The sequence below is a fragment of the Blastococcus sp. LR1 genome (assembly GCF_020166105.1).
GTDB lineage: Bacteria > Actinomycetota > Actinomycetes > Mycobacteriales > Geodermatophilaceae > Blastococcus.
Genome location: NZ_JAIUJY010000001.1, coordinates 318,365 through 339,809, shown reverse-complemented (window position 1 = coordinate 339,809; position 21,445 = coordinate 318,365). Strand labels below are relative to the sequence as shown.

The 21,445-nt window shown below is 73.9% G+C and carries 21 protein-coding genes and 1 riboswitch; of the genes, 13 read left to right on the top strand and 8 right to left on the bottom strand.

The features are described from left to right. Positions 1–110 precede the first annotated feature (110 nt). Positions 111–539: a hypothetical protein gene (locus LBW97_RS01625; RefSeq protein ID WP_224497661.1), complete on the top strand. Its 429-nt coding sequence runs from the start codon at positions 111–113 to the stop codon at positions 537–539. Further along, positions 536–1,588, top strand: coding sequence for an anthranilate phosphoribosyltransferase (trpD, locus tag LBW97_RS01620; RefSeq protein WP_224497660.1), 1,053 nt, complete (start codon positions 536–538; stop codon positions 1,586–1,588). The genes LBW97_RS01625 and trpD overlap by 4 nt, the downstream gene beginning before the upstream one ends. Here trpD and LBW97_RS01615 read toward each other — a convergent pair. Both LBW97_RS01615 and LBW97_RS01610 read right to left on the bottom strand, forming a co-directional pair. Beyond that, complete coding sequence (locus LBW97_RS01615) at positions 1,585–1,872, bottom strand: Lrp/AsnC family transcriptional regulator (protein WP_224497659.1); 288 nt, start codon at positions 1,870–1,872, stop codon at positions 1,585–1,587. The genes trpD and LBW97_RS01615 overlap by 4 nt on opposite strands. Then, positions 1,869–3,650 carry a DEDD exonuclease domain-containing protein gene (locus tag LBW97_RS01610; protein ID WP_224497658.1) on the bottom strand — a complete coding sequence of 594 codons (1,782 nt, stop codon included), beginning with the start codon at positions 3,648–3,650 and terminating at the stop codon, positions 1,869–1,871. Before LBW97_RS01610 ends, LBW97_RS01615 begins: the two co-directional genes overlap by 4 nt. A gap of 183 nt (positions 3,651–3,833) precedes the next feature. On the opposite strand from LBW97_RS01610, the gene LBW97_RS01605 reads away from it, so the two are divergent. The 5 genes from LBW97_RS01605 to LBW97_RS01585 all read left to right on the top strand — a co-directional run bounded on the left by LBW97_RS01605 (position 3,834) and on the right by LBW97_RS01585 (position 9,959). Continuing rightward, positions 3,834–5,582: an NlpC/P60 family protein gene (locus LBW97_RS01605; RefSeq protein WP_224497657.1), complete on the top strand. Its 1,749-nt coding sequence runs from the start codon at positions 3,834–3,836 to the stop codon at positions 5,580–5,582. A gap of 85 nt (positions 5,583–5,667) precedes the next feature. Further along, positions 5,668–5,991 carry a hypothetical protein gene (locus LBW97_RS01600; RefSeq protein WP_255600386.1) on the top strand — a complete coding sequence of 108 codons (324 nt, stop codon included), beginning with the start codon at positions 5,668–5,670 and terminating at the stop codon, positions 5,989–5,991. Positions 5,992–6,176: 185 nt separating this feature from the next. Next, a riboswitch (cyclic di-AMP (ydaO/yuaA leader) is annotated at positions 6,177–6,350 on the top strand. A 17-nt stretch (positions 6,351–6,367) separates the two neighbouring features. Next, a complete protein-coding gene (locus tag LBW97_RS01595; RefSeq protein ID WP_224497656.1) occupies positions 6,368–7,459 on the top strand; it encodes a C40 family peptidase in 1,092 nt (363 codons plus the stop codon). 98 nt (positions 7,460–7,557) lie between these two features. Continuing rightward, the gene (locus LBW97_RS01590; RefSeq protein WP_224497655.1) at positions 7,558–8,841 is read left to right on the top strand and encodes a M48 family metallopeptidase; all 1,284 of its coding nucleotides are present in this window, start codon (positions 7,558–7,560) and stop codon (positions 8,839–8,841) included. Next, a complete protein-coding gene (locus LBW97_RS01585; RefSeq protein WP_224497654.1) occupies positions 8,838–9,959 on the top strand; it encodes a glycosyltransferase family 4 protein in 1,122 nt (373 codons plus the stop codon). Before LBW97_RS01590 ends, LBW97_RS01585 begins: the two co-directional genes overlap by 4 nt. Before the next feature lie 118 nt (positions 9,960–10,077). Here the strand turns inward: LBW97_RS01585 and LBW97_RS01580 are convergent, their stop codons facing one another. Next, entirely contained in the window at positions 10,078–11,871 is a 1,794-nt protein-coding gene (locus LBW97_RS01580) for a long-chain fatty acid--CoA ligase (protein ID WP_374489195.1), read from the bottom strand. A 154-nt stretch (positions 11,872–12,025) separates the two neighbouring features. On the opposite strand from LBW97_RS01580, the gene LBW97_RS01575 reads away from it, so the two are divergent. The 4 genes from LBW97_RS01575 to LBW97_RS01560 are packed head-to-tail and all read left to right on the top strand — an operon-like array spanning position 12,026 to position 14,899. Continuing rightward, positions 12,026–12,457: an SRPBCC family protein gene (locus tag LBW97_RS01575; protein WP_224497653.1), complete on the top strand. Its 432-nt coding sequence runs from the start codon at positions 12,026–12,028 to the stop codon at positions 12,455–12,457. Between the two features lie 5 nt (positions 12,458–12,462). Next, positions 12,463–13,611 (top strand): ArsA-related P-loop ATPase, encoded by a 1,149-nt coding sequence (locus LBW97_RS01570; RefSeq protein ID WP_224497652.1) that lies wholly within the window; start codon positions 12,463–12,465, stop codon positions 13,609–13,611. After that, positions 13,608–13,916, top strand: a complete 309-nt coding sequence (locus LBW97_RS01565; protein ID WP_224497651.1) for a hypothetical protein — start codon at positions 13,608–13,610, stop codon at positions 13,914–13,916. Before LBW97_RS01570 ends, LBW97_RS01565 begins: the two co-directional genes overlap by 4 nt. Further along, a complete protein-coding gene (locus tag LBW97_RS01560; RefSeq protein ID WP_224497650.1) occupies positions 13,913–14,899 on the top strand; it encodes an ROK family glucokinase in 987 nt (328 codons plus the stop codon). The genes LBW97_RS01565 and LBW97_RS01560 overlap by 4 nt, the downstream gene beginning before the upstream one ends. A 9-nt stretch (positions 14,900–14,908) precedes the next feature. Here the strand turns inward: LBW97_RS01560 and LBW97_RS01555 are convergent, their stop codons facing one another. Beyond that, a complete protein-coding gene (locus LBW97_RS01555; RefSeq protein ID WP_224497649.1) occupies positions 14,909–15,589 on the bottom strand; it encodes a hypothetical protein in 681 nt (226 codons plus the stop codon). Further along, entirely contained in the window at positions 15,586–16,404 is an 819-nt protein-coding gene (locus LBW97_RS01550; protein ID WP_224497648.1) for a carboxylesterase, read from the bottom strand. Before LBW97_RS01550 ends, LBW97_RS01555 begins: the two co-directional genes overlap by 4 nt. A 110-nt stretch (positions 16,405–16,514) precedes the next feature. Between LBW97_RS01550 and LBW97_RS01545 the strand changes: the two genes are divergently transcribed. Next, entirely contained in the window at positions 16,515–17,276 is a 762-nt protein-coding gene (locus tag LBW97_RS01545; RefSeq protein WP_224497647.1) for a 1-acyl-sn-glycerol-3-phosphate acyltransferase, read from the top strand. On the opposite strand, the gene LBW97_RS01540 is transcribed toward LBW97_RS01545, so the two are convergent. The 3 genes from LBW97_RS01540 to LBW97_RS01530 are packed head-to-tail and all read right to left on the bottom strand — an operon-like array spanning position 17,273 to position 20,380. Next, the gene (locus LBW97_RS01540; protein WP_224497646.1) at positions 17,273–17,887 is read right to left on the bottom strand and encodes a TetR/AcrR family transcriptional regulator; all 615 of its coding nucleotides are present in this window, start codon (positions 17,885–17,887) and stop codon (positions 17,273–17,275) included. The genes LBW97_RS01545 and LBW97_RS01540 overlap by 4 nt on opposite strands. A 10-nt stretch (positions 17,888–17,897) precedes the next feature. Next, positions 17,898–18,839 (bottom strand): alpha/beta fold hydrolase, encoded by a 942-nt coding sequence (locus LBW97_RS01535; RefSeq protein WP_224497645.1) that lies wholly within the window; start codon positions 18,837–18,839, stop codon positions 17,898–17,900. Then, entirely contained in the window at positions 18,836–20,380 is a 1,545-nt protein-coding gene (locus LBW97_RS01530; RefSeq protein WP_224497644.1) for an NAD(P)/FAD-dependent oxidoreductase, read from the bottom strand. The genes LBW97_RS01535 and LBW97_RS01530 overlap by 4 nt, the downstream gene beginning before the upstream one ends. A gap of 105 nt (positions 20,381–20,485) precedes the next feature. Between LBW97_RS01530 and LBW97_RS01525 the strand changes: the two genes are divergently transcribed. Beyond that, positions 20,486–21,400, top strand: coding sequence for an SDR family oxidoreductase (locus LBW97_RS01525; RefSeq protein WP_224497643.1), 915 nt, complete (start codon positions 20,486–20,488; stop codon positions 21,398–21,400). Positions 21,401–21,445 lie beyond the last annotated feature (45 nt).

Here is a 21,445-nt window from a genome sequence, read left to right as displayed (position 1 = left end):
GGCCCCGGTCACGACTGCGGGTGGCGACGGCGTGGCGTCGTTGTGATCAGCTCGATACCGACTCGCAGTGTTGGCCTGCAACAACGCCCCCGGGCACTAGGCTCGGCGACGTGAGTGCCGCCGAGAAGTCCGCCGCACCGGCCACCGTGCTGCTCTACAGCCACCGTCCCGAGGTGCGCGACGCCGTCCGTACCGCGGTAGGCCGCCGCCCCGCCGCCGACGTCGGCCCGCTCACCTGGGTCGAGTGCTCCACGGCCGCCGAGGTCGTCTCGGTCGTCGACGCCGGAGGCATCGATCTGTGCGTCCTCGACGGCGAGGCGCAGCCGACCGGTGGCATCGCGCTCACGCGTCAGCTCGAGGTCGAGGTCGCCGACCGGCCTGCGGTGTGCCTCCTGATCGCGCGCCAGCCGGACCGGTGGCTGGCGCACTGGTCGCGCGCGGAGGCGACGCTGTCGCTCCCGGTGGACGCGCTGGTGGCCCCGGGCGTGGTCGCCGACCTGCTGCGCAGCTCCATCCGCCGTCCGGCCGCACGCCCGTGACGCGCACGCACACCTGGCCCGGCCTGCTCAACCGTCTCCTCGCCCGGGAGGACCTCACCGCCGAGGACACCCGCTGGGCGATGCGCGAGGTCATGACCGGGGAGGCGACGCCGGCGCAGGTGGCCGGCTTCACCGTGGCGTTGCGGGCGAAGGGCGAGGCGCCGCAGGAGGTCGCCGGCCTGGCCGCCGAGATGCTGGCCCAGGCGACGCCGGTGCAGCTGCCGATGGACTGCGTGGACATCGTCGGCACCGGTGGCGACGGCGCCCACACGGTGAACATCTCCACGATGGCCGCGGTCGTGACCGCCGCGGCCGGGGCTCCGGTCGCCAAGCACGGCAACCGTGCCGCGTCGTCGTCCTCCGGTGCGGCGGACGTGCTCGAGGCCCTCGGCGTGGTGATCGATCTTCCTGCCGCGGCCGTGGCGCACTGCGTCGGCGAGGCGGGCATCGGCTTCTTCTTCGCCCCTGTCTTCCACCCGGGGATGCGCTTCGCTGCGGCGCCCCGGCGGGAGATGGGCATCGGAACGGTCTTCAACTTCCTCGGTCCGCTCACCAACCCGGCGCGCCCGGTGGCTGCCGCGATCGGCTGCGCCAACGCCCGGATGGCACCGGTCCTCGCCGAGGTGCTCGCGGCCCGCGGGACCCGGGCACTGGTCTTCCGCGGCGACGACGGTCTGGACGAGCTGACGACGGCGACGACGTCGTCCGTGTGGGTCGTACGGGAGGGGACGGTGCAGCCCGACCGGGTCGACCCGTCCGCCCTCGGGATCGCGACGCCGGGCCCCGACGCGCTGCGCGGCGGGGACGCCCGTGCCAACGCCGACGTCTTCCGCCGGGTGGTGGAGGGCGAGCAGGGCCCGGTCCGCGACGCGGTGCTGCTGAACGCCGCCGCGGCGCTGGCCGCCTTCGACGAGCGCGACGTGCGGCTGCACGATGCGCTGGGCGCCGGCCTGGAGCGGGCCGCCGCGGCGGTGGACGACGGCCGTGCGGCTGCGCTCCTCGACCGCTGGGTCGAGGTCAGCCGGCAGGCGGTCGCGGCGACGCGCTAGTCGCCGGAGTCGAAGCCGATCGAGAAGGCGGACTCGAGGTCGTGCTTGGAGTAGGCGCGGAAGGCGATGTGCGTCTCGGTCTCGAGCACGCCCGGCACCTTGTTGATCCGTCCGGCGATGACCTCGGCGATCTGCTCGAACTCGCGGACCCGCACGACGGCGATCAGGTCGACCTCGCCGGCGGTCGAGTAGACCTCGCTGACGCCGTCGAGGTCGGCGATCGCGCCCGCCACCTCGGGGATCGAGTCCGTCGCGGCGTCGATCATGACGATGGCGGTGATCACGCCGGCGATGCTATCCGCTCCGGGCGGGCGCGGGTCCTCAGCGAGCGGCCGTCGGCGAACGGATCCCGCTCCGTGCGACCGGCCTCGACCTGGCCCAGGAAACCGCTGTAGGCGCCGGTGCCCGGCGCGGGGCTGGCGAGGGTGCCGGTGAGCTGGACCAGGCGGGTGCCCGGCTTCTCGATCCAGCGCAGCACGAGCTCGGTCTCGTCGACGGACGTCGTCGCGGCGCCGTCGGTCCCCGGCAGCGTCTCGGCGGTGGTGAGCAGGTCCGGCAGCATCCGCCGCACGGTGGAGCCGCTCGGTGCGGTGCCGGCCGCGACCAGCCGGCCGTAGCGGACCACCGACAGCTCCCATCCGCCGGAGCCGTCGGGATGGGCCAGCACCAGTTCCGGCACGGCGGCGAGCGACTCCAGGCGCTGGCGGCGGCGGACGGCCCGCACGAGGACGGCGATCCGGTCCCGCAGGACCGCGGCGTCCTCGTACCGCTCCTCGGCGGCCAGGCGTTCGACCCGGTGCAGCAGCGGGGCCATGAGCGGCCGGGGGTCGGAGCTGACGGCCGCGGCGAAGACGGCGGCGACGTCGGCGTACTCGAGCACGGACTGGGCGCCGGTGCAGGGGGCGCCGCAGCGGCCCATGCCGGCGAGGACGCAGGCGTTGGTCGGCGTCCGCGGGGAGAGGCGGGTGGTGCACTGCCGCAGCGGGAGCGCCTCGTGGACGGCGGCGACGGCGGCGTCGGCGGCCCGGCGGTCGGGGAACGGCCCGAGGAAGACCCCGGCGTCGGGCCGGACGCGGCGCACCACCGAGAGGCGTGGGAACGGCTCGTCGGTGAGCCGCACCCACAGCGCCCGCTCGGGGAACCGGGACCTGCGGTTGTACCGCGGCTTGTGCTCGGCGATCAGCCGGAGCTCGCGGACGGAGGCCTCGAGGGCGTGGGCGCAGGAGATGGTGTCGATCCGCTGCGCCAGGCGCACCATCTCGGTCATCCGGCTGCGTTGCTCGCTGGAGGAGAAGTAGCTGCGGACCCGGGTGCGGAGGTCGGTCGACGTGCCGACGTAGAGCGGCTCGTCCCGCGGTCCGCGGAACAGGTAGACGCCAGGACCGTGCGGCACGCCGTCGGCCAGGTGGCGCTTCCGGCGCCGCTCGGGATCGATCTGCCGGGTCAACCCGGAGAGCTCCTCGAGCGTGGTGACGCCGAGCGGGCCCAGCCGCTCGAAGAGACCGTGCAGGACGTCCACCGTCGCCCGGGCGTCGTCCAGGGCGCGGTGGGTGGGGGAGGTGCTGGCGGAGAAGTAGGGCGCCAGCGTGCCGAGCTTGCAGTTCGGAACCTCGTCGCGGCTCAGCAGCCGCCGTGCCAGGACCGCCGTGTCGACCGAGGCCGCGCCCGGCCACGGGATGCCCGTCCCGGCGCAGGCGGCCTTGAGGAAGCCGAGGTCGAACGGAGCGTTGTGGGCCACCAGCACGGCGTCGCGCGCGAACTCCAGGAAGGCCGGCAGGACGGCGTCGATCCGGGGCGCGGTGGCGACCATCATCGAGGTGATCCCGGTGAGGACGCTGATGTAGGGCGGGATCTCGTGCCCCGGGTCGACCAGCGTCTGGAACTCGCCGAGCACCTCCCCACCACGGACCTTGACCGCCCCGATCTCGGTGATCGCGCTGTCCTTCGGGGAGCCGCCGGTGGTCTCCAGGTCGACCACGACGAAGGTGACCTGGGACAGGTGCGTCCCGATGTCGGCGATCGAGACCTGCTGGTAGCCCGGGGCGGGAACGGAAGGTGGCACGCGGCGGACGCTAGGTCGGGGTGCTGACAGTCCGGGGGACGCGCGCCGGGCCCGGCGTCCCCCGTCCAGGGGGGTTCGAGGCCGGGGAGGCCGCCCCGCCTGGCACTTCGGGCGTGAGCAGGACAACATTCCTGCTGGTGGCGGTCGCGCACGGGGCGACCGTCCGTCGACGAAGGTGGTCCGATGCTCGCGCGCTCCTGGCCGCGCCCGTTCGCCCCGCCGACACGGAGGGGTCTGACGCTCGCGACGGTCTCGCTCGCCGTCCTCCTCTCCGTCGCCCCGGGGGTGGCGTCGGCGGCACCCAGCGACCAGCCCGGCGGCACCTCCGGCGTGCTCGACAGCCGTGACCTCGACCGGCTGCAGGACAAGGCCGCGCAGGTGCAGGACGACCTGCGCGCCCAGCAGGACGACGTGGCGGCTGCCCGTGAGGAGCTGGCCGCGGCCCAGCGGGCGGTCGAGGAGGCGCAGGCGCTCCTGGACGAGAGGCAGAGCGAGCTCTCGGTCCACCAGCGCGCGGTCGCGGGGTACGCCTCCGCCGTCTACCGCGACGGCGGGGCGCTGACGCGGCTCACCCTGCTGCTCGAGAGCGGTGACCCGGGGGACGTGCTCTCCGCCATGGGTTTCCTGGATGCCGTCGACTCCCACGCGGCCGAGGTCATCGGCGTGGCGGAGAAGCACCGGAAGGCCGCGCTGGACGAGCAGCAGCGGGCCCGGGCCGCGCTGGACCAGGCCTCCGAGCGGGCGGACGAGGTGAGCGCCCGCGTGGCCGAGCTGGAGGCCGCGGCCGACGCCGTCACCGCCGAGCTGGACGAGGCGCTGGACGTGGTCGACGGGCAGCTGGCGCAGCTGCAGCAGGAACAGCTCGACGTCAACGAGAAGACCGCGGCCAACTGGCGCGCCTACGTCGACCAGCTCGTCGCGGCCGGTCTCGCCGCGGTGCCGGCGGCCGAGCTCCGGAGCCCGGCACAGGGGCTTCCCGAGGGGTTGGTGCCGGTGGCCGCCTCCGGCGGTGGCGCCCAGGCCGGCGCCGCCCAGCGGCCGGCGCAGCCCAGCTCGGTCCTCGTGCTGCCCGGTGAGACGCTGACCGCGGTCGGCGCCGCGATGGAGGCGCTGGGCAAGCCGTACGCCCCGGGGACCGCGGGACCGGACTCGTGGGACTGCGGATCCCTGGTGCAGTCGGTGTACGGGCGGGCGGGGATTCCTCTCCCGGACACGCAGGGAGAGCTGTTCGCCACGACGACGCCGGTGGCCCCGGCCGACGTGCTGCCCGGTGACCTCGTCTTCCTGGGCACCCCCGAGGCCGGGCTCGGGCACGTGGGCATCGCACTCGACCAGCGGACGATGCTGGCGGCCGACGGGCGCGCCGGTGCGGTGGTGGTGCGGACGCTGCCGGGGGACCAGGTGCTGGGCATCGGGCGGCCGAGCCTGCCGGCGCGGACCGCCGTCGACGTCCCCGAGCCGACCGACGGCGCGCTCCGCATGGAGTGCGGCAACACCGTCTACCCACCGAGCTACGACGGCGCCCGGTCCTGGGGCGGCTATCCCAACGGCCTGATCCCGCCGAGCGCGATGTGCCCGCTGGGGGCCGCCGGGCACACCCTGCGCTGCGACGCCGCGGCTGCCTACCGGGCGATGTCGCAGGCGTACGCGCAGGCCTTCGGTGGCCCGATCTGCATCACCGACTCCTACCGCACCTACGCCAGCCAGGTGAACCTCTACGGGCGCAAGCCGGCGCTGGCCGCCGTGCCCGGCACCAGCAACCACGGCTGGGGGCTGGCCGTGGACCTCTGCGGGGGGATCGAGCGCTTCGGGACGCCGCAATACGCCTGGATGGTCGCCAACGCCGGCCGCTTCGGCTACCTGCACCCGACCTGGGCCGATCCGGGGAACGGCCGCGAGGAACCGTGGCACTGGGAGTACGCCGGCACCTGAGCCGGAGGTGGCCGGGACTCCGCGGAACCGAATTTGTCGGTGGCTCCTCCTACCGTGCGGAACGACTCACGGAGGAGAACCAGAGATGCTCATCGACTGCGATACCTGCACCGCCCGGGGTACCGGCTGCGCCGACTGCGTGGTCACCGTCCTGCTCGGCGCACCCCCGGGATGGCAGGGGGTCGACCCGGTGGTGGTGCCGATGGCCGGACGCCCGCGCGGCGGCCCGGCGGAGATCAGCGCGGAGATCAGCGCGGAGGACGTCGTCGTGCCCCCGCCCGGCGTCGTCGTGGACTTCGACGACGTGGAGCGGCGCGCGGTGCGGGCGCTGGCGGAGGGCGGTCTGGTGCCTCCGCTGCGGCATCACGACGGCGTCGGCGACGGCGGACGGGATCGTCGGATCGGCTGACGCGCGCCCCGTCCGGGAGGCGCCGGGCACGTACACCTGTCGACGCCTACCACGGCGCAGGCGCGCCTGAGCAGGCGGGATGTACGTCACACACGAATCACGCCCCCCATTTGTCACAGCCGGATCACGGTCGTAGGGTCGTCGCCGTTCAGTCGAGCGGTCGTCATCCGCAGAGGGATGACCTCGACCGGGCACCGCCTAATCACGCACGGCGCGCAGCACTGGCGCCCGAGTGAACCGGGGACCCACCGCAGTCTTGGGGTGAATTCCTCCACGGCCGGCTCGCCGGCCCGGGGGATAGGGCCAGTCTTCCCAGCCCGAACCCGTCAGCTAACTCGGTAGGCGGTCGTAGAGGAAGAATGGAGAGCCGCCGCTCGTGGCGACCCTTGACGCACTGACGCACGCCCCTGGACAGCTCCATACCGATCGTCTGGCCGGCTCCGCTCGTGGACGCCGCTTCGGGCCGCTGCGCACGAGTCTGCTGATCGGCGCCACCGCCGCGCTGACCTTCACCGTCCTTCCCGGTACCGCCTCCGCCGTTCCCGGCGAGGCGACCACCGCCGACCAGGCTGCCGCCCAGGTCGCCGACGCCGAGCACCGGCTTGAGGTCGTCTCCGAGGAGCTCAACGAGGCGCGGGTGCTGCTCGAGCAGCACCAGAACGCCGCCCGCGCCGCCGACGAGGCCGCCGACGACGCCCAGCGCCGTCTCGACGCCCTCGACGGGCAGATCCGGCAGCTGGCCCGCAGCGCCTACACCGGTAGCGCGACCTCCCGTCTCGACGTGCTGCTCAGCAGCGACTCCGTCGACGACGTCGTCTCCCAGATGGGCACGCTGGACGCCATCGCCGGGCACACCAACGAGGTGCTCGCCGAGGTCTCGGTCGTCGCTGAGGGAGCCGAGCAGTCGCGCGAGGCCGCCGACAGCGCGGCCGCCCAGGCCCAGGAGACGGTCGAGGAGATCACCTCCCGCCAGGAAGAGCTCGAGGCGGACATCGCCGACTTCCAGCGCCAGTACGACGCCCTCACCGCCCCGCAGCGGGTCGAGGTCGCGCGGGCGCACGGCGGTGGTGGCGAGAGCATCGCGGCGCCGAGCGGGGTCGTGGCCTCCAGCGCCGCTGCGCAGAAGGCCGTGGACACCGCGCTGGCCCAGGTCGGCGACCCCTACGTCTGGGGTGCCGGTGGGCCGAACGCCTTCGACTGCTCGGGTCTGACCGCCTACGCCTACGCGGCGGCCGGCGTGAGCCTCCCGCACTCCAGCCGGAGCCAGGCCCAGATGGGGCAGAGCGTCTCCGCGGCCCAGCTGCAGCCGGGTGACCTGCTGTTCTTCTACAGCCCGACCAGCCACGTCGCCATGTACATCGGCAACGGCCAGATGGTGCACGCCTCCACCTCCAGCCAGCCGGTCAAGGTGGCCAGCTTCGACGCGATGAAGGGCGATTTCACCCACGCCCGTCGCATCGCCGGCTAGCAACCGATCGCCCCACCGACGGCCGGTGGCCCCGTTCCGGGGTCGCCGGCCGTCGTCGTGCGCGGGGGCGTCCGAGCGGCGCCTTCTAGGATCGCCGGGTGAGCGCGGGAGATCGGCCAGGTGCCCGCGCCGCCCTCGTGGTGGCCCTGGTCCTCGGGCTGGCCGCGCTGCTCGTCGTCGCCGTCACCACCCCGTGGGACGTGCTGCCCGAGCCACCGGGCGGCCGCACCCCGCTGGACCCCACGGCCGGCCTGTCCGCCGAACAGCTGGCGCGGGCCGAGGCCTTCGTGGGCGCCCTGCGGCCGGCCTCGCTGTTGTCCCTCCTGCTGGGGCTGGTCGTCTCCGCGCTCCTGGGCCTCACCCCGCTCGGCGGTCGCCTGGTGCGCGCCGTGGGCGCCCGCGTGGGCGGGCGGTGGTGGGCGCAGGTGCTGCTCGGTGTCCCGGCACTGATCCTCGCGGGGCGGCTGGTCACGCTCCCGGTCTCCGCGTACGCCGAGACGGTCCGGCACCGCTACGGGCTCTCCACCCGCGGCTGGGGGCTCTGGCTGCGCGACGTCGCCGTCTCGTTCGCGATCAGCGCAGCCCTGACCGCCCTGATCGTGCTCGCGGCGCTGTGGCTCGTCCGTCGCGCACCGCGCACCTGGTGGGCGTGGGCGGGGCTGGCCACCGTCGGGCTGGTGGTCGTGGGCTCGTTCCTCTACCCGGTCGTCATCGAGCCGGCCTTCAACCGCTTCGAGTCGCTGCCGGCCGGTGAGCTCCGCAGCGACGTGATCGCGCTCGCCGAGGAGAACGGCACGCCGGTGCGGGACGTCCTCGTCTCGGACGCCTCGCGGCGCACCACGGCCCTGAACGCCTACGTGTCCGGCTTCGGCTCCACCCGGCGGGTCGTCCTCTACGACACGCTCCTGGAGCGGCTGCCGGACGAGGAGATCGAGTCCATCGTCGCCCACGAGCTCGGGCACGTGGCCGCCGACGACGTCCTCACGGGCACGCTCATGGGTGCGCTGGGCGCAGGCGCCGCGACCGCGCTGGCCGGCTGGCTGCTGTCCTGGGCGCCGTTGCTCCGCCGCGCGGGGGCGGAATCCCCAGCCGATCCGCGGGTGGTCGCGCTGGCGCTCTTCCTCGTCTCGGCCGGTGGGCTGGTGGGCACCCCGGTGCAGAACCTGGTATCGCGGCAGATCGAGGCCCGGGCGGACGTGCACGCGCTCGACCTCACCCGCGACCCCGAGGCGTTCATCGCCATGCAGCGCCGGCTGGCCTCGACCAACCTCGGCGACCCCGACCCGCCGGCTGCCTGGCACTGGTGGTTCGGCAGCCACCCCACGGTCGCCCAGCGGATCGCGATGGCCGAGGACTGGCAGCGACTGGAGGGCCGGCGATGAGCCGCACCCTCGTCGTCACCAACGACTTCCCTCCGCGGCAGGGCGGCATCCAGACCTTCGTCGCCGCGCTGCTGGAGCGCCGTCCGCCGGAGTCCCTGGTCGTGCTCGCGTCGGACTCGCCCGGATCGGCCGAGCACGACGCCGCGCTGCCCTATCCGGTCGTCCGGCGGCCCACCGGGATGCTGCTGCCCACCCGCGGCACCGCGCGGACCGCCGTCGAGCTGGTGGAGCGGTACGGCTGCGACACGGCGTTCTTCGGCGCCGCCGCCCCGCTGGGGCTGCTAGCGCCGACGCTCCGGAGCGTCGGCGTCCGGCACCTCGTGGGCGCCACCCACGGCCACGAGACCGGCTGGGTGGCGCTGCCCGGCAGCCGGCAGGTGATGCAGCGGATCGCCTCCGGGCTCGACGTCCTGACCTACATCAGCGAGTACACCCGCGACCGCCTCGCCCCGGCGCTGGACGGGCGCACCCGGCTGGCCCAGCTCTCCCCGGGCGTCGACGTCGACCGGTTCACCCCGGCGGTCGACGGCGCCGTGGTCCGGCGCCGGTGGGGGCTGGGGACCGCCCCTGTCGTCGTCTGCGTCTCCCGGCTCGTCGCCCGCAAGGGCCAGGACGTGCTCGTGGCGGCCTGGCCCCGTGTGCTGGCGCGGCACCCCGGGGCGCGGCTGCTGCTCGTCGGCGGCGGGCCGGACGAGCGGGAGCTGCGCCGGGCCGTCGCCGCGGCGGGGCTGGCCCACTCGGTCGTCCTGACCGGCCCGGTGGAGCCCGACGAGCTGCCCGCCCACTACGCGGCCGGCGACGTCTTCGCGATGCCGTGCCGCACCCGCCGCGGGGGACTGGACGTGGAAGGCCTCGGCATGGTCTTCCTCGAGGCGGCGGCCACCGGGCGCCCGGTCGTCGCCGGGACGTCCGGCGGAGCGCCGGAGGCCGTCCAGGAGGGCGTCTCGGGCCACGTGGTGGACCCGCGGTCGCCGGAGGCGGTGGCGGAGGCGCTGAGCGGGCTGCTGGACGACCCGGCGCGTGCCCGCGCGATGGGCGCGGCCGGTCGATCCTGGGTCGAGCAGCGGTGGTCCTGGACGACCATCGCCGCAACGTTCGCCGAGCTCCTCGAGCCGTAGACGCACCGAGCCGTAGACGCACCGAGGCCCGCCCCGCGATGCGGGACGGGCCTCGGTGCGGCCCCCTCGCAGGGTCCCGCGGCGAGCGTGCGAGCCGTGGGGGCGAGGGGGTCCTTCTTCAGCGGGTGTAGAGCTTGTCGACCTCGGAGCCGAACTCCTTCATGACGACGTTGCGCTTGAGCTTGAGGCTCGGGGTGAGCATCCCGTTGTCCTCGGTGAAGTCCGTGGCGAGGACCGTGTACTTCTTGATCGCCTCGGCCTTCGAGACCGCCTTGTTGGCGTCCGCGACCGCGGACTCGATCTCGGCCATGACCTCGGGGTCCTCGCGCAGCTGCTCGGCGGTGAGGGCCTTGTCCTTGCCCTTGCTCTCCAGCCACTGCGGAAGGGCCTCCTCGTCGAGGGTGATCAGCGCGCCGATGAACGGCTTCTGGTCGCCGACGACGATGCACTGGCTGACCAGCCGGTGCGAGCGGAGACGGTCCTCGAGGACGGCGGGGGCGACGTTCTTGCCGCCCGCGGTCACCAGGATTTCCTTCTTGCGACCGGTGATCTTGAGGAAGCCGTCCTTGTCGAGCTCGCCGACGTCGCCGGTGTGGAAGAAGCCCTCGGAGTCGATCGCCTCCTTGGTCGCCTCCTCGTTCTTCCAGTAGCCGCGCATGACGATGCCGCCCTTGATGAGGACCTCGCCGTCCTCGCCGATGCGGAACTCGACACCGGGCAGCGGGCGCCCGACCGTGCCGATGCGCAGCGCCTCGTCGTGGTTCACCGACGCGGCGGCGGTGGTCTCGGTCAGGCCGTAGCCCTCGAAGACGGTCACGCCGATGCCGCGGTAGAAGTGGCCGAGCCGCTCGCCGAGCGGCGCACCACCGGAGATGGCACCCAGGCAGCGACCGCCGAGGGCCGCGCGCAGCTTGCCGTAGACGAGCTTGTCGAACAGCGCGTGCTGCACCTTCAGGCCCAGCCCGGCGCCGCCGTTGTCCTGGGCGCGGGACCAGTCGATGGCCACCTGGGCGGCCTTGTCGAAGATCTTGCCCTTGCCGTCGCCCTCGGCCTTCGCCTTGGCGGAGTTGAACACCTTCTCGAACACGCGGGGCACCGCGAGGACGAAGGTCGGCTGGAAGGCACCGAGGTCCTCGAGCAGGTTCTTGACGTCGGGGGTGTGCCCGATGACGGTGCGGTTCTTGACGGCGCCGACCTGCAGGACGCGGGCCAGCACGTGGGCGAGCGGGATGAACAGCAGCAGCGAGCCCTGCACGCTCATGAAGCGGTCGAGGAGGGTGATGCCGTTGCCGATCTCGAACAGGAAGTTCGAGTGGGTGAGCTCGCAGCCCTTGGGGCGGCCGGTGGTGCCGCTGGTGTAGATCAGGGTGGCGAGGCTGTCGGCGTTCAGCGAGGCGCGGCGGGCGTCGAGCTCGCTGTCCGGCACGTCGGCGCCAGCCGCGGTCAGCTGCTCGATCGCGCCGTCGTCGATGACGTGCACGGTCTTGAGGTCGGGCGCCTGGTCGCGCACGGAGGCGATCGCCTCGGCGTGCTCGTCCCGCTCGACGACGGCCGCGGTGGCGCCGGAGTCGGAGAGGATCCAGGCGACCTGATCGGCGCTGGAGGTCTCGTAGATCGGGACGACGACGGCGCCGGCGGTCCAGATGGCGAAGTCGAACACCGTCCACTCGTAGCGGGTCCTGGCCTGCAGGGCCACCCGGTCGCCGGCGGCGACGCCGGCGGCGATCAGGCCCTTGGCGGCGCCGCGGACCTCCGCCCCGAACTGCTTCCAGGTGACATCGGTCCACTGCCCGTCCACCTGACGGCGAAGGCCCACCTCGTCGCCGTGATCGGCGATGTTCGCGGTGAGCATGTCGGTCAGGGCCTCCTCGGCTCCGACCTCGTAGGTCGCTGGAACGCTGAACTCGCGCACGCCCGGTCCTCTCCTCCCCGGCCGTCGCAAGGCACCGTCGCCCGCGCCCCGACCTGGGGACGTCGGCGTCAATCTAGCGGCTCTTCCTACTGGGGAGTAGCCGAGGATCACACTCCTTCCTCCCAGGTCGGCCGCGAGCGGCTAGCCTGCTGCCATGGCGGACCAGTCCACCCAGTCGATCGTCGTCGAGGCGCCCGCGGCCGAGGTCATGGCCGTCATCGCCGACTTCCCCGCCTATCCGCAGTGGGTCGCCGCCGCGAAGAAAGTGGAGGTGACCCGGACCGGGGACGACGGCCGGGCCCGCCAGGTCCACTTCGTGCTCGACGCCGGCGCGGTCAAGGACGACTACGTCCTGGAGTACACGTGGGACGGCGACCGCCGCGTCTCCTGGACCCTGGTCAAGGGTCAGATGCAGAAGCGGCAGGAGGGGTCGTACACCCTCGTGGAGACCGACGGCCGCACCGAGGTCACCTACTCGATCACCGTCGACCTCTTCATCCCGATGCTCGGGCTGATCAAGCGGCGGGCCGAGAAGGTCATCCTCGACACCGCGCTCAAGGAGCTCAAGAAGCGCGTCGAGGGCTGAGCCCGGTGCGCACCCTCCTCGTGACCGGCCCGGGTGGGGCCGGGACCTCCACGGTCGCTGCGGCCGCCGCGCTGCGATCGGCCCGTTCGGGCCGCGACACCCTGCTCCTCGCGCGCGATCTCCCGCCGGTCGCCGGTCTGGAGGACGAGCCGCAGCTGACGGTCCGCCGCATCGATGGCCCGCAGGCGGCGAGAGCGCTGTGGGGGGCGCACGCGGCGACCCTGACCGGGCTCCTGCCGCACCTCACGCTGCCGCCGGCGACGTCGGTCGTGCCGCTGCCCGGGGCCGACGAGCTCGCGCTCCTGGCGGAGCTGGGAACCGCCGAGGCCGAGCTGGTGGTGGTCGACGCCGGCCCGCTCGCGGCCGGACGCGCCCTGGTCGCCCTGCCGGGCACGCTGCGCTGGTGGCTGGACCAGCTGCTGCCGCCGTCGGTGCGGGCACTGGCGGCGGTGCGGACGGCGGGGGTCTCCGCGGGCGCCGTCCGCCCCGGCCCGGTCGACGCCGTCCTCGATGCGCTGCCCGGGCTGGAGCGGCTCCTGGCCGGCGACCGGCTGGCCGATCCGACGGGCACCGCCGTCTTGCTGACCGGCGAGGCCCGGGGGCCGGCCGCGGCGGCCCTCCGGCGGGCGTTGCCCGTCCTCGGCCTGCACGGTCTGCGGCCGTCCGCGGTGGTCGCCCGGGTGCTGCCGGCCGACGGGCCGGGGGAGTGGTGGCGGGACCGCGCCGCCGCTCAGGACGCCGCGCTGGCGGTGCTGGCGGAGCTGGCCCCGGTGCATTCCGTGCCCGAGGCGCCCGAGGGCCCGGCGGACGTGGACGCGCTGCTCGCGCTGCTCGACGGCCTCGACCTGCCCGCGACCGGAGGTCCGCCGGCTCCTGGCCCGCGCCGCGGCGAGGGCGGGTGGGAGCTGACCGTGCCGCTGCCCTTCGCCGAGCGGTCCGAGGTCGGCCTGACCCGGTGGGGCGATGACCTCGTCGTCGCCGTGGGGGAGGATCGGCGCTCGCTGCGGCTGGACTCGCTGCTGCGTCGGTGCGAGGTGACCGGGGGCCGGCTGGCCGATCCGGGCACCGCCCGGGCGCGGCTCGAGGTCAGCTTCCGCCCGGATCCCCAGCAGTGGCCGGCCGACCTCCTGGCCGCCGAGGAGAGGACCTCATGACCACCGGAGCCGACTGGGTCGACCAGGCCCGCCGCCTGCTCGACGCCTTCCGCGCGCCCGAGCCGACGTCCGCCGAGGGCGACGGCGAGCACGCGTCCGACTGCCGCTGGTGCCCGGTGTGCCAGGCGGCCTCCGTCCTCCGCGGCGAACGGCCGGAGGTGACCGAGGCCGTGGCCGATCTCCTGACGACGGCGGCAGCGGCGCTGCGGGCGTTCGCCGACGACATCCCGGCCGCGCAGCAGCCGGAGACCGAACAGCCGCCCGCCTCCGACGAACCCCGGGCGCAGCGGATCGACATCGCGTGACCGACGACGTGGGGAACCTGCCCGCGCTCGGCATCGACATCGGCGGCACCAAGGTCGCCGGCGGGGTGATCGCCCCCGACGGCACGATCCTGGCGACGGCCCGCCGGGCGACGCCGGGGGCATCCGTCACCGACACCGAGGACGCCATCGCCGCGGTCGTCGAGGAACTGGCGGACGGCCATGACGGAGAGCTCGTCGGCGTCGGCGTCGGCGCCGCGGGCTGGTTCGACCGGACCGGCGACACGGTGCTGTTCAGCCCGCACCTCGCGTGGCGGAACTCGACGCTCCGCAAGGACCTGGGTGCCCGGCTCCAGCGGCCGCTCTGGGTGGGCAACGACGCCGACGCCGCGGCCTGGGCCGAGTACCGCTACGGGGCGGCCCAGGGCTCCGACCTGGCTCTGATGATCACCCTCGGGACGGGGATCGGCGGCGGGATCGTCCTCGACGGCCGACTGCGCAGGGGCTCGCACGGGGTCGCGGGGGAGTGGGGCCACATGCGCGTCGTCCCCGACGGCCGGCTGTGCGCCTGCGGAAACCGCGGCTGCTGGGAGCAGTACGCCAGCGGCACCGCGCTCGGACAGACCGCGCGCGAGGTGGCGCGCACGTCGCCGGCCGCCGCGGCGCTGCTCCTGGAGCGCGTGGACTGCGAGCCCGACCGGCTCACCGGTGAGCACGTGGCCCGCGCTGCCTACGACGGCGATCCGCTGGCCCTGGAGCTGGTGACCGAGGTCGGCTATTGGCTGGGCCAGGGCATCGCCGACCTCGCCGCGGTGCTCGACCCCGACGTCGTCGTGATCGGCGGCGGCGTCAGCGTGCTCGGGGAGATGGTGCTGCGTCCGGCACGCGAGCGCCTGGACCGCGCGCTCCCGGGTCGCGGGTTCCGGCCCGGCCCGCGGGTGGTGGCGGCAGCGCTCGGCGCGCAGGCCGGGATCGTCGGCGCCGCCGACCTGGTGCGGAAGGCCGTCGCAGAGGGCGAGGCCTGAGCCACCGGCTCAGACGACCGCGCCGTCGTCCCCCTCGTCGGACCTCTCCCGCATGCGCGACACCAGCATCGCCGCCCCCCCGGCGACGACGGCGGCCCCCAGGACGAGGCCCACGTCGCCGGACAGCCCGATCACGGAGGGGACGCCGATGAGCAGCAGGCCCACGGCGACCAGCAGGACGGCGTACAGCGAGGCCGGCGCCGGAACCGGGAGCGGTGGCGGCGTCGGGGGCTCGTAGTGCTCGTCGGGCCGGTCGAGGATCGGCACCTCGTGCGGCACCGGCGCGGGAGCCCCCGGCGGGCGCTCGTCGACCGCGGTGCGGCCGTGCTCGGCCTCGAAGGCGGCCACGATCCGCCGCCACTCGGCGTCCTCGTCGACCTTCGGCCGGGGTTCCGGCGCCACCGGGCGGGGCCGGGCCGGGTGCTCGTCGGCGTGCTGCGCGACCACCCCGCGGGCCTCCTCGCGGCGCGACCTGTCGACGAAGAGCCGGTCCGAGGGAGGGCTGGGAAGGCTCACCTCCCGGGTGTAGGGCCCCACGTCGGCCGACGGCTCCAGGTAGGCGGCGATGCCCACGGCCTCCAGGACGTCGAGCAGGTGCTCGCCGACCCGCGGGTCGACGTCGCGCAGCGGGAACCAGAGCGTCGCGTCGAGGCCGTTGTCGCGGCGGCCCCGCCCCCGCCGCTCGGTCACCGGCGCCCGGCCGGCGGGGTGTCGGCCTCGTCCGCGCGCACGTGGGCGCGGATCCACTCCGCGGACCGGGCGAAGATCAGCGGGGCGTCGTTGTCCAGCGTCGCCACGTGGTAGCTGTTCTCGAGCACGACCTCCTCGGTGTCCGTGCTCGCGACGCCGGCCAGCAGGATCGTGCTGTTGACCGGCTCGACCACGTGGTCCTCGGCGCTGTGGAAGACGATGACCGGGGTGGTGACCCGGCCGAGCTCGGCGCGCGTGAGCGCCCAGAGGCCGCGCAGCTGCATCATCGCCCGCGTCGGCAGCTTGGGGTACGCGAGCTCGGTGACGCCGGGCTTCTTGATGTCGCTGGCGATCGGCGCCCACTTCGGCGTGATGCGAGCGAGCAGCGGCAGGAGCTTGGCGTCGAGGCGCTGGGTGAGCAGCGCCGGGTTGACCAGCAGCAGGCCCGCGACGTCGGCCGGCCGGACCTGGGCCAGCCGGGTCGCGAGCGTGCCGCCCATCGACAGGCCGGCGACGAACACCCGGTCGCAGCGCGCGGCGAGGGCGTCGAACGCGCGCTCGACCGTGGCGGTCCACTGGTCATGGGTGGTGGTGTTGCAGTCCTGCCAGCTGGTGCCGTGCCCGGGCAGCAACGGGCAGCTGACCGCGAAGCCCTCGGCGGCCAGGTGCTCGCCCCACGGTCGCATGCTCATCGGGTTCCCGGTGAAGCCGTGCACGAGCAGCACCCCGGTGCGGCCGTCCGGGCCGTTCCCGCCGGGGAACTCGAAGGCCTCGGCACCCGCCATGACCTCGGGTGCGGGGGTCTGTCCAGGCACGGTCGTCCTCCTCGGCGTCCGGCGCGACGCCGGTGTCGGATACGTCACGGTAGGCACCCGATTGTGATTCGGGCCCCAGGCTCCCTAGTCTGGCAGTCCCCGAGGGAGGCGTGTTGTTCTACTGGTTCCTGAAGTTCGTCGCGATCGGCCCGGTGGTCCAGCTGGTCTTCCGTCCGAAGGCCGAGGGCACCGAGCACGTGCCTGCGACGGGTGCGGCGATCCTGGCCAGCAACCACCTGTCCGCGGCCGACTGGATCTTCATGCCGCTGCAGCTGAAGCGGCGGGTCACCTTCCTGGCCAAGGCCGAGTACTTCACCGGCACCGGCGTGAAGGGGTTCCTGCAGCGGGCGTTCTTCACCGGCGCGGGCCAGGTGCCCATCGACCGTTCGAGCGCCTCGGCGGCCGAGAACGCGATCCAGACCGGCATCCGCACGCTGCGCGACGGCAAGCTGCTCGGCATCTACCCGGAGGGCACCCGCTCGCCCGACGGCCGGCTCTTCCGCGGCAAGATCGGCGTCGCCCGCATGGCGCTGGAGACCGGTGTCCCCGTCGTCCCGGTCGCCATGGTCTACAGCACCAAGAAGCTGCCCTTCGGCAAGAAGATCACCCGGGTGTGCGTCCGCTTCGGCCGGCCGCTGGACTTCTCCCGCTACGAGGGCCTGGCCGGTGACCGCTTCGTCGAGCGGTCGATCACCGACGAGATCATGTACGAGATCATGACGCTGTCGGGCCAGGAGTACGTCGACGTCTACGGCGCGACGGTGAAGAAGTCGATGGACGCCACCGGGGCCAGCGCCACCGAGGTCGTGGCCACCCTGCAGCCGCCGGCTGCCGAGGCCGCCGACCGCGCGCCGACGACGCTCGCCGGCTAGCGGCCCGCCTGCCGGAGGGCGGGGCGGTCGCCCACGAGTCCGCGGAGCACGTCGCGCAACAGGTCCAGGAGTTCCGGGCGGGTCGTCGTCGGCTCGTGCACCCAGTGGCCCACCAGGTCCTCGGTGAACGCGAACCAGGCCAGGACCAGCTGACGGCGCAGGGCGTCGTCCGGCAGCTCCAGGGCGGCCAGCGCCACCTCGACGAGCCGGCGGCGGGTGTCGTCGTAGACCTCGGTGACCCACGGGTCGCCGCCGGCGGCCCCGCGGACGAACGCCAGGTGGCTCTCCCGGAACGTCTCCACCCAGCCGACGTACCGGTCGAGCATCCCGGTGACCTGTTCCTCCGGCGGAGCGCCCGGGGCTGGGACCAGGTGTTCCCACATCAGGTCGGCCGCCGCCCGGGTGACCGCCGTGTAGTACTCCCGCTTGGTCGCGAAGTAGTGGAACAGCAGGCTCCGGCTGATCCCGGCACGCCGGGCCACCTCGTCGATCGTGAGCTCCTGGACCGGCGTCGTCGGCAGGAGCTCGAGCCCGATCTGGACCAGCTGCGCCCGCCGGTCGCCCGCCGTGCGCCGCTCGCGGGGGTGGGCGGGGCGGGAGGACGCCGTCACCGCGACGTCCTCAGCTCGTCCTCCGGCCGGCCGTCGCCTCACCGATTAGGCGGAGCAGACCGTCGACGACCAGCTGAGGGCGCTCCTGGGTGAGCATGTGACCGGTCCGCTCGGACTGGTGCAGTCGGGCGTGGGGGAGGACCTCCACCAGGTGCAGGGCGTGCCGCTTCGGCGTGAGCTTGTCGTTGTCGCCGACGAAGACCTCCACCGGCACGGAGGCCAGCGCCGAGAGCTCCTCGCGCTTGTCGTGGTCGCCGAGGGCGGGCATGAACTCGATGAACGACCTCAGCGTCGAGGCGTGCATGATCTTCGCGCCCTCGAGCACCATCTCGTCGGTGGCGTCGGCGCCGTACAGGAGCCCGCGGACCATCTTCTGGTGCCGCGGCGAGGTCGGCGGCACCAGGTTGCGCAGCCTCTCCAGCACCCGGGCCCCGGCGAGCAGCGCGGCCAGCATCCCGGGGCGGACCTTGGCCATCCGTCCGCCGGCCGACTTCGGGTCCGACGTCAGGTCGCCGGCCGACGTCGAGACCAGCGCGACGCCCAGCACCCGGTCGCCGAACAGCTCCGGCCGGGCGGCGGCGAGGCACATGATCGTCATGCCGCCCATCGAGTGCCCGCCGAGCACGATCGGCCCGGCCGGCACGAGCTGGTCGATGACCTCGGCCAGGTCGCTCCCGAGCTGGTCGATGGTGATCTCGGTGTCGCCCCACGTCGAGCGGCCGTGCCCGCGCTGGTCGTAGCGGACCAGCCGCAGCTCGCCGTCGGCGACGCGGTCGGCCAGCAGGGTGGAGACGTCGTCCCACGCCGCCTGGGAGAGCGTCCAGCCGTGCGCGAGGACGACCGTCACCGGCGCGGTCTCCGAGCCCTCCACCGTCGCGTGCAGCTGGGCGCCGTCGGGGGTGGCAACCGCGACCGTCCGCTTGCAGACGGTGCGGGTGAGCGTCGCGGTCATGCCGCCTCCTCCGTGCTGGCGGGCGCCCCGGCGGGGACGCCGACGTAGTTCTCGCGGTCCAGGGCCTTGGTGAGCTTGCGGAACCGGAAGGTGAAGTCCGGCCACAGCGTGCTGTTGTGCCCGTGCTTGTCCAGGTACCAGCTGGCGCAACCGCCGGCGAGCCATACGGTGCCCTTGGACTTCTCGGCGATCAGCTTCCGCCAGGCGGCCTGCGCCTCCGGCGTCGTCTCCAGGACGGCGAGGTCCTCGGTCTCCATCGTGCGCAGCGCGTCGTCGACGTAGGCCACCTGGGACTCGATCATGTAGACCATCGACGTGTGGCCCACGCCCACGTTGGGGCCGACGAGCAGGAACATGTTCGGGAACCCGGCGACGGCGGCGCTGCGGTTGGTCACCATGCCCTCCTCCCAGACCTCGGCCAGGGAGCGCCCGTCGCGGCCGCAGATCTTCTCCGCGATCGGCAGGTCGGTGACGTGGAAGCCGGTGGCCAGGACCAGGGTGTCGGTGGGCCGCTCGATGCCGTCGGTGGAGACGATCGAGTGCGGCCGGATCTCGGCGATGCCGGCGGTGACGAGCTCGGCGTTGGGTGCGGCAACGGCGGGGAAGTAGTCGTTGCTGATCAGGATCCGCTTGCAGCCGATGGTGTAGTCCGGCGTCAGGGCCTCGCGGAGCTTCGGGTCGCGCACCTGGCGCTCGAGGTGCGCCTTGGCCAGCGTGCCCACCGGCTTGAGGAACAGCCGCTGCTTCGCCAACCCGACCACGAGGAACTCTCGGAAGGTGTAGAGGATCCCGCGGATCGCCCGCTGCAGGCCGGGGACCATGCGGTACAGCCGCCGTGCCCACGGCTTCACCGGGTGGTCGGTGCGGGGGACCACCCAGGCGGGGGTGCGCTGGTAGACGGTGAGGCTCTCCACCTGCGGCTGGATGGCCGGGACCACCTGGATCGCCGAGGCGCCGGTGCCGATGACAGCCACCTTCTCGCCGCTGATGTCGTGCGAGGAGTCCCAGCGCGCCGAGTGCATCACGGTGCCCTCGAAGGACTCGATGCCCGGGATGTCGGGGAAGGTCGGGTCGGCCAGCGCCCCGGCCGCGGAGATCAGCACACGGGCGCGGAACTCACCCGCCGTCGTCGTCACGTGCCAGCGGCGGTCGCCCTCGTCCCAGCGGGCGGCGGTGACGTCGGCGCCGAAGACGCAGTGGTCGCGCACCCCGTAGCGGGCGGCGATCCTCTGCAGGTAGGCCTGGATCTCCGGCTGCTCGGAGTAGGACCGGCCCCAATCGGGGTTCGGGGCGAACGAGTAGGAGTACAGGTGCGACTGCACGTCGCAGGCGGCGCCGGGGTAGACGTTGTCGCGCCACGTGCCGCCGACGTCCTCGGCCCGCTCGAGGAGCACGAAGTCGGTCTCCCCGCGCTCGCGCAGCTTGATCCCCATGGCCAGGCCCGCGAACCCCGAGCCGATCACCGCCACGCGCACCTCGCGTGCCGCCACTGCCGCCGTCCCCGGGGAGGGAACGGCCTGTGTCTCGATGGTGCTGGTCACCTCGGTCTACTCCTCTCCTCCGGCTTGCTGAGCAACGCTCAACAAGCTACAACGGCTGGGAAGCAGTGCTCAATTCGAGCGCGACGACCCCTGAGGAGCGCCCCCATGGCGGCTGGATTCGGCAAGCGCAAGCGAACTCCCCTGGCGGGCAAGTCGGTCCTCGTCACCGGTGCCGCGCGAGGGATCGGTGCGGCGCTGGCGCGGAAGGCCGCCGCCCGGGGGGCGCGCGTCGCCCTGGTCGGCCTGGAGCCGCAGGAGCTGGCGAAGGTCGCCGACGAGCTCGGTCCCGAGCACCTCTGGGTGGAGGCCGACGTCACCGACCCCGAGGCGCTGGCCGCCGCCGTGCAGCGGACGGTCGACACGTTCGGCGGGCTCGACATCGTCGTGGCGAACGCGGGCATCGCCCCGCTGACGACGGTCATGACCAGCTCCGCGCACGCTCTGGCGCGCACGATCGAGGTCAACCTGATCGGCACCATGCTCACCGCGCACGCGGCGCTGCCCGAGGTCGCCAAGCGCAAGGGGCACGTGCTGCTGATCAGCTCCGCCGGCGCCTTCACGGTGCTGCCGGGCATGAGCGCCTACTGCGCGTCGAAGGCCGGTGTCGAGCGCTTCGGCGACGTGCTGCGTCTCGAGGTGGCGCACCGCGGCGTGACCGTGGCCAGTGCCCACCCCACCTGGATCGACACCGACATGGTCCGCGACACCGAGGAGGCGCTGCCGACGTTCAAGGAGGTCCGCAGCCAGCTCCCCGGACCCCTGGGGGCCTTCACCTCGGTGGAGATCTGCGCCGAGGCGCTCCTGGACAACCTGGAGACCCGCGGCCGCCGCGTCTTCGTGCCGCGCTCGGTCGGCACCGTCGCCGCGCTGCGCCAGCTGGTCACCGGGGCCGTCTCGGAGAAGGTGATGATGCTGGCCGCGGCCAAGAAGGTGCCGCAGCTGGAGCGCGACATCGAGGCGCTCAACGGTCGCGAGTTCGGGCCCAACTCCGTCGGCGGACGCGCGAAGGGCGCCGCCTGACCGTCGGCACGGCGTCCCGCCGCTGCCCGGGCGGTGGCGGGACGC

Coding starts and splice junctions, on each gene's coding strand:
- LBW97_RS01605 (WP_224497657.1), top strand. CDS start 3,834: ATGCTCGCGCGCTCCTGGCCGCGCCCGTTCGCCCCGCCGACACGGAGG.
- LBW97_RS01600 (WP_255600386.1), top strand. CDS start 5,668: ATGCTCATCGACTGCGATACCTGCACCGCCCGGGGTACCGGCTGCGCC.
- LBW97_RS01585 (WP_224497654.1), top strand. CDS start 8,838: ATGAGCCGCACCCTCGTCGTCACCAACGACTTCCCTCCGCGGCAGGGC.
- LBW97_RS01575 (WP_224497653.1), top strand. CDS start 12,026: ATGGCGGACCAGTCCACCCAGTCGATCGTCGTCGAGGCGCCCGCGGCC.
- LBW97_RS01565 (WP_224497651.1), top strand. CDS start 13,608: ATGACCACCGGAGCCGACTGGGTCGACCAGGCCCGCCGCCTGCTCGAC.
- LBW97_RS01535 (WP_224497645.1), bottom strand. CDS start 18,839: ATGACCGCGACGCTCACCCGCACCGTCTGCAAGCGGACGGTCGCGGTT.
- LBW97_RS01525 (WP_224497643.1), top strand. CDS start 20,486: ATGGCGGCTGGATTCGGCAAGCGCAAGCGAACTCCCCTGGCGGGCAAG.